The sequence below is a fragment of the Mesorhizobium sp. LjRoot246 genome (assembly GCF_964254115.1).
Classification (GTDB): Bacteria; Pseudomonadota; Alphaproteobacteria; order Rhizobiales; family Rhizobiaceae; genus Mesorhizobium.
Genome location: NZ_CAXUSN020000001.1, coordinates 2,066,954 through 2,082,940 on the forward strand (window position 1 = coordinate 2,066,954; position 15,987 = coordinate 2,082,940).

Sequence of the window (15,987 nt, forward strand, 5' to 3'; positions counted from 1 at the left end):
AGATCTAGATTTCGAGATCAAACACCATCAGCCCCTCCGTGCCGCCTTCCAGGGCGGCCACCAGCCTGGCGCCGGCGCGCTGATGCGCCTCATGCACCAGATAGGCGTCGCGTGCCGCGGCGTCGCGGAAATCGATGGTGACGCCATGGGTGAAGCCGCGTGCGAACGGCTCCGGGCTGATATTGGCGCTGAACTGGACCGCGTCCATGCCGTCGATCACCTGCCGCAGCGCCTCGAGGTCGGCATGGATCGCTTTGTGTTCACCGACACCGACATCATTGCGGAATTTGACGAATACACAGTGCCTGATCATCTTCATGTTCCCTTCAAGCAGCTCGGTTGCCGGAAAACACCGCCGGCGGCAGGGGCTCGCGGCCGAGGACCAGGTCGGCACCTTTTTCACCGACCATGATTGTCGGTGCATTGGTGTTGGAGGAGGGTACGCGCGGCATCACCGAAGCATCGCACACCCGCAGGCCTTCGATGCCACGCAGCCGCAGGTCCGGGGTCACCACAGCCATCTCGTCATGGCCCATACGGCAGGTGCCGACCGGATGGTGATCGGTCTTGGAACTGCGGCAGGCATAGTCGAACAGCTCGTCGTCGCTGGCGAGTGCCGGGCCGGGCAGCACTTCGCGCAGCACATAAGGGGCAAGCGCCTTCTGACGCATGATCTCGCGCGCCAGCCGCAGCCCCTTGATCGACATGGCGCGGTCATAGGGATCTGACCAGTAATTCGGATCGATCAGCGGGTGGTCGGCGGGATCGGCGCTCTTCAGCCGCACAGTGCCGCGCGAGCGCGGCCGCAGGAAGGCCGAGTTCAAGGTGACGCCGGGGTTCTTCAATTTCTCGACGCCGGCCTCGATGCCGGAGCCCAAGCCGAGGTGAAACTGGATGTCAGGCGAGGCGGCTGTCGGGTCGGCGTACCAGAAGCCGCCGGTCTCGAACAGGCTGGAGGCCACCGGCCCCTTCTTCAAGAGCAGATATTGCAGGCCGGCCCAGGCCGTGCGGTGCAGCTTGGCGTAGTTGTCATAGGTGTGGTCGCCGGTGCATTCGGCGATGACGAACAAATCAAGATGGTCCTGCATATTGGAGCCGACGCCGGGCAGATCGTGCACCGGTGTGACGCCGACCGACTTCAAATGGTCGGCCGGGCCGATGCCCGACTGCATCAAGAGTTTCGGCGACCCGATGGCGCCGGACGAGACGATCACCTCACGTTCGGCACGCAGGATTTTCTTCTCGCCGCCTGGCTTGTCGACCACTTCGACGCCAATGGCACGGCGGTTCTCGACGACGATGCGCGTCACCAGCACATCGGTCCTGACGATGAGGTTCTTGCGGGCGCGGATCGGCCTGAGATAAGCCACCGAAGCGGAAGAGCGCCGGGCATCCTTCTGGGTCAGTTGGTAATAGCCGACGCCTTCCTGGCTGGCGCCGTTGAAGTCCGGATTGAAGGGAATACCCATCTCCTGGCCGGCGCGGAAATAGGCTTCGCAGATAGGCAGCGGCGAAATCGGGTTCGAGACGCCGAGCGGACCCTGGTCGCCATGGAAATCGTTGGCGTAGCGCTGGTTGTTCTCGGCCCGTTTGAAGTAAGGCAGCACGTCGCGATAGCCCCAGCCGGCGAGGCCTTCTTCCTTCTCCCAGGCGTCGTAGTCGCGGGCGTTGCCGCGCGTGTAGATCTGGGCATTGATGGAGGAGCCGCCGCCGACCACCTTGGCCTGCGTGTACCAGAAGACGCGGTCCTTCATGTGCCTCTGCGGCACGGTCGACCAGCCCCAGGAGGCAATGCCCCTGGTCATCTTGGCGAAGCCGGCCGGCATGTGGATATAGGGATGCCAGTCCTTGCCGCCAGCTTCCAGCAACAGCACCGAATTCGAAGAATCCTCGCTCAGCCGGTTGGCCAGAACGCAGCCGGCCGGACCGGCGCCCACGATGATGTAGTCGGTCATTTCGTCATCCGTTCACAGCCGTGGCACCGAGAGCGCGCCGTCGACATTGATGATCGAGCCGGTCGAAAAGCCGAGCTTGCCGCCGGCGAGCATTGCCACCGCCGCGCCGATGTCGGACGCTTCGCCCCAGCGCTTTGCAGGCACCAGACCACCGTCGATCAAGGCATCGTATTTGGCGGTCACGCCTGAGGTCATCTCGGTGCGGATGATGCCCGGACGCACCTCGAACACGCCGATGTTTTCGGGCGCGAGCCTGAGCGTCAGGTTCTTCACCCACATCGAAAGCCCGGCCTTTGAGATGCAGTAGTCCGGCCGCTCCGGTGACGCCATTTCGGCGCTGACCGAGGTGATGGTGATGATCGATTTCGGGTGATCGCCTGGCGCAGCCAGCATCGCCTTGGCGACGGCCTGGCTGAGGAAGACGGTGCCGCGCAGATTGATGCCCAGTACGCGGTCGAAATTCTCCGGCTTGAGATCCAGCAGATCACCACGCACCACAGCGCCGATCCCGGCATTGTTGACCAGGCAATCGATGCGGCCGAAGGCGCGCATCGCCGCATCGACAAGTGCAGTGTGGCTGGCGAGATCGGCAATGTCGCAAGCGACATAAGCGAATGTCGCGCCGCGCCCGGCGATGTCGGTAGCAAGTCCATCAGCGGCTGTTTCGGCAAGATCGGCGATCAGAATATCGAAGCCGGCATCGGCCAGCGCCTCGGCACAGGCGAGGCCAATGCCGCGCGCGCCGCCGGTGACGATGGCGGAGGGTCGGGTCATTGGAGCTTAGCCTTGCGGATATGGTCGGCGACACGCAGCGCCTGGGCTGCAATCGACAGCGCTGGGTTCACAGCAGCCGAGTTCGGCAGGAAGCCGGCGTCGACGACGAACAGGTTCCGGTGGTCGAAGGAGCGGCAGAAAGGGTCGAGCGGCACGGTCGCCGGATCGTCGCCCATCTTGACCGTGCCGCACTGGTGCGACGGCGTGCGCTTGTCGAAGGGGCGTGACAGCACGATGGGATAACCGCAGGCGCGGAAGTTCTCGCGCATCACCTTGGTCAGCCCGTCGAGCGACTGCATGTTGGAGCGCCGCCACTGCATGACGATGTCCTTGCCGTCGACCATGATGCGGCTTTCGGGATCCGGCAGGTCCTCGCACATCAGGTACCAGTCGACGGCGTGGCCAGCCATGAAATCGAGCGCGAATCTTGGCGTGTACTTGACGTTGGCCCTCAGCATGTTGCCGTCGATCTTTCCCAGAAGCTGGACGTTGCCGAGCGGCTTGCCGCCCTTGCCGTCGGACAGGTAATAGTCGTTCAGCATCAAGGTCTTCTGGTAGACGGCATCGTTGCGACGGCGAGGGTCGATCGCCAGCATGGCGCTGGAATTGTGGTTCATGAAATTGCGCCCGACCTGGTCGGAGCGGTTCGCAAGCCCTTTGCCGTCAGGAGACGGCGAGCGCAGCAGGATGACGGCGGAATTGACCGCGCCCGCGGAGAGGATGACCAGCTTCGGGGATATTTTCTTCAGCTCGCCATTCTGCCGGTAGTGAATGGCTGATATCGTCGTGCCGTCCGCCGAGGCTTCGAGATAATCGACGTGGGCGCCGGTTTCGAGCTTGATGTTCCGGTCGGTGAGGGCAGCCGTCAGCGGTCCCGTTTGCGCGTCGATCTTGCCCTGGCCGGTGTTGGGGAAAGCATCCCAGCCGGTCTTGCCCTCTTTAAGCCAGGTGTCGATGTCGACGCCGAGCGGCAGCGAGGCCGGATGCAGGCCAAGTCCCTTGAGTTCGGCGCGGGCGCGGACGATGGGGGCTTCGTCGGGTACCGGCTTGTAGGCGTAGGGAATTGAGTGGAACGGCTCGGTCGGATCCTCGCCCAGCGTGCCGCGCACGCGAAACAGCTGTTCGGCCTTCGAATACCAGGGCTCGAATTCTTCATAGGAAAACGGCCAGGCTGGCGAGACGCCGCCAAAGTGTTCCATGGCGGCGAAATCTTCCTTGCGGTAGCGGATCAGCACCGCGCCATAGAACTTCGAATTGCCGCCTACATAGTAGTAGTTGCCGGGATTGAAGGCGGCACCGCCGGCCTCGCGCCACATCTCCTTCGGCCGGTAGTGGCCGTCGACGAAGATCGAGCGTGTGTCACGCGCGTGCGGCGTTGCCGGCAAGAGCTCGCCGCGCTCCAGCATCAGGATCGAGGCGCCAGCGCCGGCAAGGCCGGATGCGATCGTGGCGCCGCCAATGCCGGAGCCGATGATGACGATGTCCGGATTTGTCATGGCCGTCAGCGAATGCGGGTCTCGGTCGCAGGATCGAAAAACACCGCCTTGGTCAGGTTGAAGGCAAGCGGTGTGTTGGTGCCCGGCTGGATGTTGGCGTCGGCGCGCAGCCGTGCCACCACGCCCTTGCCGCCGAGATTGGTGACGGCGAAGGTGTCCGAGCCTGCCGGCTCCACGACCTCGATGTGGCAGTCTGCGGTGGCGATGTGCGACGCGTTGCGCTCGGCACCTTCCGGGTCGGTCAGAGCTTCCGGGCGGACGCCGAAGATGATCGGCTTGCCCTGGAATGCCGACAGGCCCGCCGGCGCGTTGGCCATCGGCAGCGAAATCGGCTCGCGCGTCTCGCGCTGCAGCACGACGGACAGCGCGTCGCCATTGGTGCCGATCGTCGCCGGGATCAGGTTCATCGCCGGCGAGCCCATGAAATCGGCAACGAAGAGATTTGTCGGGTTGTTGTAGATTTCGGCAGGGGTGCCGAACTGCTGCACCTCGCCGTCGCGCATCACGGCGATCTTGGTCGCCAGCGTCATCGCCTCGATCTGGTCGTGCGTGACATAGACGATGGTGGTGCCGGTGGTGGCATGCAGGCGCTTGATTTCGATGCGCATGTCGACGCGCAGCTTGGCGTCGAGGTTGGACAAAGGTTCGTCGAACAGGAACAGCTTGGGGTCGCGCACCAGCGCCCGGCCCATGGCGACGCGCTGGCGCTGGCCGCCGGACAGCTGGCTCGGCTTGCGCTGCAGCAGATGGCCGATCTGCAGCACTTTGGCCACCTTGTCGATGGCCTTCTGACGCTCCGCCGCCGGCACGCCGCGCATCTCCATGCCGAAGGAGATGTTTCCGGCCACCGTCATGTTCGGATAGAGCGCATAGCTCTGGAACACCATGGCGATGTCGCGCTTCGATGGATGCAGATCGTTGATGGTGCGGCCGTCGACGCGGATCTCACCGGAGGTCATCGTCTCCAGGCCGGCAATGGTGTTAAGCAGCGTGGACTTGCCGCAGCCGGACGGGCCGACCAGCACCAGGAAGCCGCCTTTCTCGAGCTCGACGTCAATCCCTTTCAGGATCTCGACCTGGCCGAAGCGCTTTCTCAGACCATCAATTTCCAGAAAAGCCATCAGATTATCCTTTGACGGCGCCGGCCATCAGACCGCGCACGAAGTAGCGGCCGGCGAGCACATAGACGAGAAGGGTGGGCAGTGCCGCGATCATCGCGGCGGCCATGTTGACGTTGTATTCAACGACGCCGGTCGAGGTGTTGACGACGTTGTTGAGCGCCACCGTCATCGGCATCGCGTCGCCTGTGCCGGCATAAGCCGAGGCGAACAGGAAGTCGTTCCAGATGTTGGTGAACTGGTAGATCACGGTGACGACGAAGATCGGCATCGAATTCGGCAGCATGATGCGGCGGAAGATCTGGAAGAAGGATGCGCCATCAACTTGCGCCGCCTTGACCAGTTCGGTCGGGAAGGCCTCGTAGTAATTGCGGAAGAACAAAGTGGTGAAGCCGATCCCGTAGACGACATGGACGAAAACGAGGTTGACCGTCGGATTACCGAGGCCGAAGCTCGTTCCGACCGAGTTCTGCAGCGTGACGCCGAAGCGGCCGAGGCTGCCGAGGATCGTTGCCATCGGCAGCAGCACCGACTGGAACGGAATGAAGCAGGCGAACAGCATCAGCCCGAACACCAGCGTCGCGCCGCGGAAGCGCCATTTGGTCAGCACATAGCCGTTGAGCGCACCGAGCATCGTCGAGATCAGCACGGCCGGAACCACCATCTTGATGGAGTTCCAGAAATAGCCCTTGATGCCGGCGCAGGTGAGGCCGACGCAGGTCTCGCCCCAGGCCTTCAGCCACGGATCGAAGGTCGGCGCCTCGGGCAGCGCCAGCATGTTGCCGTTCTGGATCTCGTCCATGGTCTTGAACGAGGTCACCAGCATGACGAACAGCGGCATCAGGTAAAACAGCGCAAACAGCGCCAAAAGCCCGTAGATGACGATGCGGTTGAGGGTCTTGACGCTGACGCCGCCGGAGGCCTGGCGGGCGGGAGTGGTGACAGCGCTCATCGCGGCTTCTCCCGCAGTTCCGAATAGAGATAGGGCACGATGATGGCGACGATGGTCATCAGCATGATCACGGCACTTGCCGAGCCGACGGCCATTTCGTTGCGCTTGAACGTGTACTCATACATGAAGTTGGACGGCAGCCAGGCCGAGCCGCCGGGGCCGCCGCTGGTCAGTGCCACCACCAGATCGTAGGACTTGATGGCGAGGTGCGCGAGCACGATGAAGGCCGACAGGAAGATCGGCCGCAGCAGCGGAATGACGATGCGGCGATAAAGCTGGAAGGTGGTGGCACCGTCGATCTGTGCTGCCTTCATTATCTCGCCGTCGATGCCGCGCAGGCCGGCCAGGAACATCGCCATGATGAAACCGGAGGCCTGCCAGACGCCGGCGATGACCACCGTGTAGATGACGAAATCCTTGTTCTTGATCCAGTCGAAATGGAAGCTCGTCCAGCCCCATTGATGCAGGGTCTGCTCGAGGCCGAGGCCGGGATCGAGGAACCATTTCCAGGCGACGCCGGTGACGATGAAGGACAGCGCCATCGGGTAGAGATAGATCGGCCGCAACACGCCTTCGCCGCGGATCTTCTGGTCGAGCAGGATGGCCAGGAACAGGCCGAGCGCCAGGCAGATTGCGATGTAGAGAAAGCCGAAAATGCCCATGTTGGTGATCGACGTGTACCAGCTCGAGGGCGGGTCCGTGTCGAAGGTCCAGCCCCACAGCCGCTGATAGGCGCGCGAGCCTGTGATGACATAGGACGGGAAGGTCTTGGAATTGGTGAAGGACAGATAGATCGTCCACAGGATGAAGCCGTAGACGAAGACGATGGTGATGGCGAAGCTCGGCGCCAGCACGATCTTCGGCAAGGCGTCCTGCAGGCGTGAGCGCACCGAGGCGCGTGGGCGCGCTTGCTCCGGCGTCAGCTTGATCTGGCTTGTCGCTACCGTGCTCATGAGGCTCCTCCCGTCAACGCGCGGCCATTCAGCTTCGCGGATCGGAGCCTTCCCCGCCGGAGCGGGGAAGGCGTTTTTGGTGCGTGGCGCTTACTTGGCGTCGTCGATGGCCTTGACCAGCTCGGTCACGGCCTCGTCCGAGGTCTTGATCTGACCATGAACGAACTTGGAGACGACGTCCTTGTAGGCATTGGCAACCGCCGGAGGGGCGCCATAGCCCTGGGCCAGCGAACCGAACAGCGTGCCGCCTTCATTGGCCGCCTTCAGGTCGGCGATGCCCTTCTTGCCGCAAGCGTCGAAGTCGGTATCCGGAACGTCGGTACGGGCCGGAACCGAACCCTTGACGACGTTGAAAGCCGACTGGAAGCTCTTCGACAGGGTGGCGGTGGCCAGCGCAACCTGGGCGGCCTTGCGGTCGTCCGGAACGTTGAACATGCCGAACATGTCGGAGTTGTAGACCACCGAGCCCTCGGTGCCTGGGAAGCGATAGCACAGGAAGTCCGTGCCTGGCGTTTTCTTGGCGGCGTTGAACTCGCCCTTGGCCCAGTCGCCCATGACCTGCACCAGGGCATCGCCCTTGATGACCATGGCTGTGGCAAGGTTCCAGTCGCGGCCCGAGAAGTTCGGGTCGACATAGGTGACGAGCTTGGCGAGGTTGTCGAACGACTTCTTCATCGTGTCGGACTTCAGGGACTCGTCGTCGAGGTCGTTGAAGGCCTTCTTGTAGAACTCAGGTCCGCCGGTCGACAACACGACCGAGTCGAACATGGTGGCTTCCTGCCAGTTCTGGCCGCCGAGAGCGAGCGGGATCACGCCTGCCGCCTTGGCCTTGTCGAGCAGGGCAACGAAGTCGTCGAAGGTCTTCGGCTCGGTGCCGCCGATCTTGTCCATGACGGCCTTGTTGATCCACAGCCAGTTGACCGAATGGACGTTGACCGGAGCCGCGACCCACTTGCCGTCATAGACCGAGAACTTCTGCAGGGCCGCCGGAACGGACTTGTCCCAGCCTTCCTTCTTCGCCGTTTCGGTCAGGTCGCCCATCACGCCGGCGGCCGCATAGTCGAGCACGGTGTAGCCGAGCATCTGCGAAGCGGTTGGGTAATTGCCGGCCGCAACCATCGCCTTCAGCGCGGTCATGGCAGCGTCGCCGCCGCCGCCGGCCACCGGCACGTCCTTCCAGGCATAGCCTTCCTTGGCCAGATCGCCCTTGAGGACGTTGAGAGCAGCCGCTTCGCCGCCCGAGGTCCACCAATGCAGCATCTGCACTTCCTTGACGTCCTCGGCATGGGCCGCGAAAGCCAGGCCCGATGCGAGCGCCGTTCCGATAAGCAGTTTGCGCAACATGTACTTCCTCCCTTGTTGCATTAAACGACCGGTGGAACCCCACCGGGTTCTTCCCAACTCAGCCGACCCACCAACCGGTGCGCTGGCCGCGATGAAACTGGATTGTCTTTTCCTCGGTATAATCCTCGACGGCGCGTTTGCCGAGTTCGCGTCCGAGACCGGACTGCTTGTAACCCCCGAAGGGGAGTTCGGGATAACCTTCCATGAATGTGTTCACCCAGACGGTCCCCGAACGCACCCCACGCGCCACCGACATGCAAGTGTCGATGCTGGCGCTCCACACGCCCGCCGACAAACCATAGGGCGTGTTGTTGGCGATGTGCAACGCCTTTTCAATCGATTCAAAAGTCAGCACCGAGAGCACCGGCCCGAACACTTCCTCGCGCGCTATGGCCATATCCTCGGTGACGCCACGGATGATGGTGGGATCGAGATATTGGCCGGCATTGGAGGCCAGCTGCCTGCCGCCGCTGTAGATGCTGCTGCCTTCGGTCGCGGCTGTCGCGACATAGCCGGCCACCTTGGTCAAATGGTCGGATGAGATCATCGCGCCGACCTTGGTGCGGTCATCGAGCGGATCGCCGACCGTCACCTTGGCGGTGAGTGCCTTGACGGCGCTGAGAAAATCGTCGGCGATCGCCTCGTGCACGATCAGCCGGCTGCCGGCATTGCAGCATTCGCCGGCATTGAAGAAGCCACCGAACACCGCCGCGTCGGCGGCCGCTTTGAGGTCGGCGTCCGGGAAGACGATCTGGCCATTCTTGCCGCCAAGCTCCATCGAGACTTTCTTCAGCGATTGCGCAGCGGACGCCATCGTCATCTTGCCAACGCGGGTGGAGCCGGTGAACGACACCATCTCGACCAGGGGATGGCTGACCATCGGCGCGCCGACGTCGGAGCCAAGGCCGGCAAGGATGTTGACGACGCCGGCGGGCAGGCCAGCCTGCATCAGGATATCACCGAGTAGGAAGGTCGAGGCCGAGGTCATTTCGCTCGGCTTGACCACAGCCGTGCAGCCGGCGGCAAGCGCGAAGGGCAGCTTCTGGCTGACGATCAGGAACGGGAAATTCCACGGCGTGATGATCGAGACGACGCCGATCGGTTCGCGCAGCACGACGCCCAGCGTGGCGTCGCCGAGATTGGCATAGCTCTCGCCGTGCAGCGTGCGGGCAAGCGAGGCGGCGTAGCGCCAGATGTCGACGGCGCCGCCGATCTCGCCGCGTGCCTGGGCGATCGGTTTGCCGGATTCCAATGCGTCAAGCCGGGCGATCTCTTCCAGCCGCACTTCGATGAGGTCGGCCGCCTTGAACAGGATCGCGGCACGCTCGGCTGCCTTCATGCGCGGCCACGGACCGGTCACGAACGCCTTGTGCGCAGCCTGCACCGCGGCTTCCACTTCAGCCTCGCCGGCCTGTGCGTAGTGCGAGACGGTGAAGCCGTGGCCGGGGCTCTTGCGCGCAATCGTGCGGCCGTCACGGGCATCGACATGCTTGCCGCCGATCAGCAGCCTGTACGCTTTCGGCGCCGCGGACGCCTCGGCCGGCATGGAAATCTTGAGGGGTGCGTTCATGTGTTCCTCTAGGATCTCGAAAAGGCCGGCTTCTGCTTGGCCTTGAAGGCACCGACGCCGGCCTTGAGGTCGCCGGTCGTGGCGATGAAGGCGCTGGCCAGCGCTTCGGTGGCGGCGGCACTTTCCTCGCCTTCGGCGATCGCGATCATCAGCTTGGCTGCTTCAGTCGCCAGCGGGCCGCGCTCGGCGATCTTTCCGGCCCAGGCCTTGGCTTCTTCATGTGCCTTGCCGGTCTCGACCACCCGGTCGACCACACCCAGGGCAAGCGCTTCAGGGGCGAGAAATATCTCGCCGCCCAACGCCATGCGCCGCACCGTCTGCGCGCCGAAGCGGCGCACGGCTCGCTGCGTGCCGGACCAGCCGGGGACGACGCCGATCGAGGTTTCGGGGAAGCCCAATTTCACCTGTGTTTCCGCGACGCGGAAATCACAAGCCACAGCCAGTTCCAGCCCGCCGCCCAGCGCATGGCCGGACAGCACGGCGATGGTCGGCTGCCTGAGCCGCGCCAGCCGGTCGAAGACGCGGTGGCCGTAGCGCACCCATTGCACTTGGAAATCGGCCGCACTCATCCGCGCCCAGGCTTCGACATCGCCGCCGGCGCAAAAGCCCTTGCCTTCGCCGCGCAGCAGCACGACACGCACGCCTTCCGCCGTCTCGGCCGCGTCGAGCGCTGTCTCCAGCGCGCGCAGCATCGGGACGTCGAGCGCGTTGAATTTCTCCGGCCGACGCAGCGTGACGATGCCGATGGCGCCATCCTGCTCGAAGGTGACGAGAAGTTCAGCCATCCGCGCCTCCGAGCGACGCACCGCCATTCAGCGACAAGCCGATCGGCCGATCCTGATAGAGTGCGGACGGCGTCACCTTGAGATCGTTGGCGACGCCCAGCGGAATCTCTGCCTGCGCCAGCACGTCGCGTTCGAGATCGATGCCGGGTGCGAGTTCCGTCACCATCAACCCATCCGGCGTCAGCTTCATCACGCAGCGCTCGGTGACATAGGTGATGTCCTGCCCCTGTGCGACCGCGCGCTTGCCCGAGAACGAAATGTGCTCGACCTCCGCGACCACCTTCTTGACCTTGCCCTCCTGCTCGATACGGATGCCGCCACCGGCCAATGAGAGTTTCGCCCCGGCGTTGAAAAAGCCGGAGAAGACGATCTTCTTCGCCCGCGCGGTGATGTCGACAAAGCCGCCGGCGCCGGCGGTGACATGCGGCCGCGCCGAAAGCTTCGAGACGTTGACCGAGCCATGGCGGTCGATCTGCAGGAAGGACAGCAGCGAAGCGTCGAAGCCGCCGGCCTGGAAATAGATGAACTGGTGCGGCGAGGGCATGAAGGCGTCGGCGTTCGACGAGCAGCCGAACTTGAAGTCGAGCAGCGGCACGCCGCCGACAGCGCCCTGTTCGATCACCCAGGTGACCTTGCCGTGCTGGCCTTCCTCGAGAAGGATACGCGGCACATTGGCCGAGATACCGAAGCCGATGTTAACGGCCATGCCGTCGCGCAACTCCATGGCGACGCGGCGCGCGATCACCTTCTGGACGTTCATCTCTGGCGTGCGGAAGCTCGACAGCGGCCGGAAGATTTCTCCGGAGATCGCCGGGTCATAAGGCGTCAGCGTCGTCTGCAACTGGTCGGGCGCGACGACGATGTGGTCGACCAGCACGCCGGGCACGCGCACGTCATGCGGTTTCAGGGTGCCGTTCTCGACGATGCGCTTGACTTGCGCGATGACGGTGCCGCCATTGTTGCGGGCGGCGAGCGCCTGTTCCAGCCCGCCGAGATAGGCACCCTCATGCTCGTAGGTAAGGTTGCCGCGCTCGTCGGCCGTGGTGGCGCGGATGATCGAAACATCAGGCACGATCGAGCGGAAGTAGAGCCATTCCTCGTCGTCGAACTGCTGCACCGAAACGATCGGCTCGCTGGCGGCGGCGTTCATGGCGCAGCCCTGATGGCGCGGGTCGGCAAAGGTGTCGAGGCCGACCTTGGTCAGCACGCCCGGCCGCTTGGCGGCGGCCTCGCGGTGCATGTCGAACAGGATGCCGGACGGCACGTTGTAGGCGGCGACCGAATTGTCGCCGATCATCTTCCAGATCTGCGGCGGCTCGGAAGAGGAGGGGCCGGACGGGTAGGAGCCGCACAAAGTCCGCTTCAACAGGCCGGGCTTGGCCAGGTGATCGATGCCTTTGATGCCGTACATGTCGCCGGCGGCGATCGGGTGCAGCGTGGTGATGTTCTTCGGATGGCCTTCTGCGTCGAAGCGTTCGCCGATCGCGGCGAGCACGGCGTCGGGGCAGCCGAGACCGCTCGACGACGACACCGATACGACCATGCCGTCCTTGATCAGGCCGGCTGCCTGCGCTGCCGAAACGACCTTGCTCAATTCATGCTCCCGAGTTTCGGGTCGATTGCGACCGCCTTGCCTGATTTCGCGGACTGCAATGCTGCTTCGACTGATGCGGCCAGATGCTGCCGTCGCCTTGCGCACGGATGGCGCCGATGAAGCCTGATTTGACGCTCATGCAGCGCCTCCCAAACCGGTCGTCCTGTTTCGGGTTCGGCGATCCGGGCCGCAGCTTTCCCTGACCACGAGATTGACCGCGCCGATATGGTCTTCGGCGCGCGTGGTGCGCGACTGGATCATTTTCAGCATGACATGGGCGGCACGTTCGCCGAGGCCCGCCGAGTCCACCGCGACGCTGGTCAGAGCCGGCATGTAATGCTCGGCTTCGGCCACATCGTCGAAACCAACGATGGCGAAATCAGCTCCCGGCTCAAGCCGACGCTTGCGCAGCGCCAGCATGGCGCCAAAGGCGACCGCGTCGTTGAAGCAGAGCGCCGCGGTCGGCGGTTCAGCCATGGCGAGAGCGGTTTCGAGGCACGCGATGCCACCTCTGCGGCTGGTCTCACCCTCGACGACAAGTATGTCGCGCGCGGCGATGCCAAGCGTCTCGCAGGCTTCGCGAAATCCGCCAAGCCGCTCGTGATAAACCACCAGATCGGACGAACCGCCGAAGAACACCAATCGGCGATGCCCCTTGCCGATCAGATGAGCGGTGGCGAGATAGGCGCCGCGATGATTGTCGGGCGCGATCACCGGGATGCGGCTCTCGGGAAGCCGGCGCATGGCGAAGACCACCGGCAGGCCTGCCGTCTCGATCCGCCTGAAGGCGCCCGGCGTCGTGCCGCGAGCCGGCGACACGATGAGGCCGGCGACGCCTTGCTCCATCAGTGATTTCAGCACCTCTTCCTGGCGCACTGGATTTTCCGCCGTGTTGGCGATGAACGGCACGATGCCGGCCGACTGGAAGACGCGTTCCATGCCGACCGCCATTTCGGCGAAGAAAGGATTGGTGAGATCGTTGATGACCATGCCGATGACGTTGGAGTGAGCCTTGCGCAGATTGGCGGCGCCGCGGTTGTAGACGTAACCGACATCCTCGATCGCCTTGCGCACCTTGCTCGCGGTCTCAGGCCGTATCAGGCCGCTGCCCTGAAGCACGAGCGATACAGTCGATTTGGACACGCCTGCTTCGCGGGCGATGTCGAATATCGTCGCCTTGGCTCTGCTAGCCATCCAGATGCATCCTCCCAACCCTCACGTTCAAATTTATTGGAACGTTCTAACCGCTGGCTCAATTCCGAGTCAACCAGGATTTTTCTCCCGGCCGGGAAGATCGATTGTGCGTACTCAAATGGCATGGTCTGCAAGGCTTTCTGTGCTGCGATGCAGCATTTGCCCATGAATGAACTCTGAATCTTAAAGGTTCTTGATTTATTGGAACGTTCCATTTATAGGCGCGACAAAAGGAGAGATCGATGGACATTTCCTTGCCAGGTGAGGATGGCCGCAGCGCCCGCTACACGCTGGCCGGCGAACCGGTGCAGCCGATGATCGGCGCGCGGTTTTCGCGCATTGCCTATGCCGCCGCGCACGTCGTTGCCGATCCGCTAGCCATGACCGATCCGTGGTCCAGGCCGGTGGTCGACTGGGACAGGACGATGGCGTTCCGTCACCATCTGTGGCGGCTCGGCTTCCGCATCGCCGAGGCGATGGACACGTCGCAGCGCGGCATGGGTTTCGACTGGGCAAATGCGCGGGAATTGATCCGCCGCTCGATCGCCGAGGCGCGTACCGTTGATGGCGCCAACCTGGCCTCGGGCGCTGGAACCGACCATCTGGCGCCGACTGCGGCCAGGACGCTCGATGACGTGATCACCGCCTATGAGCAACAGTTCGCTTTCATCGAAGGGCTCGGCGGCAAGGCGATCATGATGGCCAGCCGCGCGCTTGCGGCGGTGGCCAAGGGGCCGGACGACTATGTCAGCGTCTACGACCGCATCTTGTCCCAAGCCTCCGGCAAGGTCATCCTGCATTGGCTAGGCGACATGTTCGATCCGGCGCTCAGGGGCTATTGGGGCAGCAGCGATTTCGAGGCCGCGCTCGATACAGTGGTTGCCATCATCGAACGCCACGCCGGCAAGGTCGAAGGGATAAAAATCTCGCTGCTCGATGCCGGCAAGGAGGTTGCGCTGCGGAACCGCCTGCCGGACGGCGTCGTGATGTTCACCGGCGACGACTTCAACTATCCCGAACTGATTGCCGGCGACGAGAACAAGCATTCGCATGCGCTGCTCGGCATTTTCGACGCGATCGCGCCGGTCGCCAATGCAGCACTGGCGAAACTGGCGGAGGGCGACCGCGCCGGCTACGACGCGCTCATGGCGCCGACCGTGCCGCTATCGCGAAAAATCTTCGAGGCGCCGACCGAGTACTACAAGGCCGGCATCGTCTTCATGGCCTGGCTGAACGGCCATCAGGACCATTTTGCGATGGTTGGCGGCATGCAGTCGGCGCGCGGCATCGTTCACTATGCCGATGTGTTCCGCCTTGCCGACCAGGCAGGATTGCTGGCCGATCCGGACCTCGCGGTTGCCAGGATGAAGGGGCTTTGCGCCGTCGCGGGGGTCTAGGTTTGCGAGGCGGGCTCTTGAAACGGTGTAGGACCGGTTCTTGTGCCAGCCAATGGCAGCTATCAGCAAAGTCTTTGTTTGGATGGTGGGCGTGACAGGGATTGAACCTGTGACCCCTGCAATGTCAATGCAGTGCTCTCCCGCTGAGCTACACGCCCATCCGAAGCCGCGCATACACCATTTTTGATCCAGCGCGTCAATAGCAGGAAAAAGGAAAGAAGGCGTCGTCTCGCCGCAGTGGCGAAGAGGTGTCGATTCTAAAGCGCACCGCGCTTCAGGTCTTTGTTTCATGCATATCGTTCTCCCAAAACCGGGACCACTTTTGGGCGACATGCATTGGCTCGGAAAGCGGCTCAGGCCGCTTGCAGCATCTTCTCGACCTCGTTGACGAGATCGCGCAGATGGAAGGGCTTCGACAGCACCTTGGCGTCTTTCGGCGCCTTGGAATCCGGGTTCAGCGCAACGGCGGCGAAACCGGTGATGAACATGACTTTCAAATCAGGATCGATCTCGGTGGCGCGGCGCGCCAGCTCGATGCCGTCCATCTCCGGCATGACGATGTCGGTCAACAGCAGCGAGAACGGTTCCTCGCGCAGCCGCTCATAGGCGCTGGCGCCATTGTCGAAATCGCTGACCTGGTAACCGGCGCGCTCCAGCGCCTTGACGAGGAACCGACGCATATCGTCGTCGTCTTCCGCCAGAAGAATGCGTGCCATGATATCCCGTCCGAATCACCCGCCGAGATTGCCGTTGGGCAAGCCCGTTAACCATCCTGTATATGAGGAGGTGAGGGTAAACATCAAGTGAACGCGGACGGCGATGATCCATATTTGCCCGGCATGTGCTGCCGCTGAA

Annotated in this window: 15 protein-coding genes and 1 tRNA gene; 1 reads left to right on the forward strand and 15 read right to left on the reverse strand. The window is 63.3% G+C overall.

Annotated features, from left to right (window positions below; genetic code table 11):
* Positions 1–4 precede the first annotated feature (4 nt).
* From ACSQ3L_RS09985 to ACSQ3L_RS10045, 13 genes are all read right to left on the reverse strand, one after another.
* Positions 5–319, reverse strand: a complete 315-nt coding sequence (locus ACSQ3L_RS09985; protein WP_436159785.1) for a Dabb family protein — start codon at positions 317–319, stop codon at positions 5–7.
* Positions 320–326: 7 nt separating this feature from the next.
* Complete coding sequence (locus ACSQ3L_RS09990) at positions 327–1,955, reverse strand: GMC family oxidoreductase (RefSeq protein ID WP_436159786.1); 1,629 nt, start codon at positions 1,953–1,955, stop codon at positions 327–329.
* A gap of 12 nt (positions 1,956–1,967) precedes the next feature.
* Positions 1,968–2,729 carry a 3-ketoacyl-ACP reductase gene (locus tag ACSQ3L_RS09995; protein ID WP_436159787.1) on the reverse strand — a complete coding sequence of 254 codons (762 nt, stop codon included), beginning with the start codon at positions 2,727–2,729 and terminating at the stop codon, positions 1,968–1,970.
* Entirely contained in the window at positions 2,726–4,225 is a 1,500-nt protein-coding gene (locus tag ACSQ3L_RS10000) for a GMC oxidoreductase (protein WP_436159788.1), read from the reverse strand. The genes ACSQ3L_RS09995 and ACSQ3L_RS10000 overlap by 4 nt, the downstream gene beginning before the upstream one ends.
* Before the next feature lie 5 nt (positions 4,226–4,230).
* Positions 4,231–5,346: an ABC transporter ATP-binding protein gene (locus ACSQ3L_RS10005; protein WP_436159789.1), complete on the reverse strand. Its 1,116-nt coding sequence runs from the start codon at positions 5,344–5,346 to the stop codon at positions 4,231–4,233.
* Between the two features lie 4 nt (positions 5,347–5,350).
* Positions 5,351–6,295: a carbohydrate ABC transporter permease gene (locus ACSQ3L_RS10010; RefSeq protein WP_436159790.1), complete on the reverse strand. Its 945-nt coding sequence runs from the start codon at positions 6,293–6,295 to the stop codon at positions 5,351–5,353.
* On the reverse strand, positions 6,292–7,248 hold the full coding sequence (locus ACSQ3L_RS10015) for a carbohydrate ABC transporter permease (RefSeq protein ID WP_436159791.1): 957 nt from the start codon (positions 7,246–7,248) through the stop codon (positions 6,292–6,294). Before ACSQ3L_RS10015 ends, ACSQ3L_RS10010 begins: the two co-directional genes overlap by 4 nt.
* Positions 7,249–7,338: 90 nt before the next feature.
* Entirely contained in the window at positions 7,339–8,592 is a 1,254-nt protein-coding gene (locus ACSQ3L_RS10020; RefSeq protein WP_292181788.1) for an ABC transporter substrate-binding protein, read from the reverse strand.
* Positions 8,593–8,650: 58 nt separating this feature from the next.
* Positions 8,651–10,162, reverse strand: coding sequence for an aldehyde dehydrogenase family protein (locus ACSQ3L_RS10025; protein ID WP_436159792.1), 1,512 nt, complete (start codon positions 10,160–10,162; stop codon positions 8,651–8,653).
* A gap of 8 nt (positions 10,163–10,170) precedes the next feature.
* Complete coding sequence (locus ACSQ3L_RS10030) at positions 10,171–10,947, reverse strand: enoyl-CoA hydratase/isomerase family protein (protein WP_436159793.1); 777 nt, start codon at positions 10,945–10,947, stop codon at positions 10,171–10,173.
* Positions 10,940–12,541 (reverse strand): acyl CoA:acetate/3-ketoacid CoA transferase, encoded by a 1,602-nt coding sequence (locus ACSQ3L_RS10035; RefSeq protein WP_436159794.1) that lies wholly within the window; start codon positions 12,539–12,541, stop codon positions 10,940–10,942. The genes ACSQ3L_RS10030 and ACSQ3L_RS10035 overlap by 8 nt, the downstream gene beginning before the upstream one ends.
* Position 12,542: 1 nt before the next feature.
* Positions 12,543–12,680, reverse strand: coding sequence for a hypothetical protein (locus ACSQ3L_RS10040; RefSeq protein WP_436159795.1), 138 nt, complete (start codon positions 12,678–12,680; stop codon positions 12,543–12,545).
* On the reverse strand, positions 12,677–13,735 hold the full coding sequence (locus ACSQ3L_RS10045; RefSeq protein ID WP_436159796.1) for a LacI family DNA-binding transcriptional regulator: 1,059 nt from the start codon (positions 13,733–13,735) through the stop codon (positions 12,677–12,679). The genes ACSQ3L_RS10040 and ACSQ3L_RS10045 overlap by 4 nt, the downstream gene beginning before the upstream one ends.
* Positions 13,736–13,977: 242 nt before the next feature.
* Here ACSQ3L_RS10045 and ACSQ3L_RS10050 point away from each other — a divergent pair, with 242 nt between their 5' ends.
* Entirely contained in the window at positions 13,978–15,132 is a 1,155-nt protein-coding gene (locus ACSQ3L_RS10050) for a dihydrodipicolinate synthase family protein (protein WP_436159797.1), read from the forward strand.
* An 83-nt stretch (positions 15,133–15,215) separates the two neighbouring features.
* Here ACSQ3L_RS10050 and ACSQ3L_RS10055 read toward each other — a convergent pair.
* Both ACSQ3L_RS10055 and cpdR read right to left on the reverse strand, forming a co-directional pair.
* Positions 15,216–15,290: transfer RNA gene (locus ACSQ3L_RS10055), tRNA-Val, on the reverse strand.
* Between the two features lie 195 nt (positions 15,291–15,485).
* Complete coding sequence (gene cpdR / locus ACSQ3L_RS10060) at positions 15,486–15,848, reverse strand: cell cycle two-component system response regulator CpdR (RefSeq protein ID WP_006199474.1); 363 nt, start codon at positions 15,846–15,848, stop codon at positions 15,486–15,488.
* Positions 15,849–15,987 lie beyond the last annotated feature (139 nt).